The 375-nt window shown below is 55.7% G+C and carries 1 protein-coding gene; it reads right to left on the reverse strand.

Translation table 11 applies throughout. The features are described from left to right. A partial coding sequence (locus DXX99_RS11105) for a transposase family protein (RefSeq protein WP_134643027.1) occupies window positions 1-319 on the reverse strand: 319 nt, incomplete at its 3' end. Between the last annotated feature and the right edge of the window lie 56 nt (window positions 320-375).

A 375-nucleotide genomic window follows, 5' to 3' on the forward strand; every position in this document is an offset into this window, starting at 1 on the left:
CTACTTCCGCCCGCTCGGTTCTTCTTGCTCGAGGTCTGATACCCGGAAATCTTTCAGTGAATACCTTCCCGCAATTCGGGCATTTGAACCGGCGGGGGCGTACCCAGAGGTAAACCGGTAGCCCGTTACATCGGGTGTGCAGTTTTGGCCTCCACTCGCGCGACCGGTCGTGAACCCGCCGGGTAAGAGTCTGGCAGGAAGGACAGCTGGCTTCTTTCCTCGGTCGCCCGGCGTATACGTCGATCCTGTCTGATTCGATCTTTACCCGGTAGATAATCCATCCTTGCAGTCCCAGAAGTTCCGCTATAAACTGTTTCATAGGCGGTCGAGAGCCTCCTTTGGGGTTGTGGTGTGCTAAACTATCCCTTGGCTCTT

The sequence above is a fragment of the Ammonifex thiophilus genome, from assembly GCF_003368535.1.
Lineage (GTDB): Bacteria > Bacillota > Desulfotomaculia > Desulfotomaculales > Ammonificaceae > Ammonifex > Ammonifex thiophilus.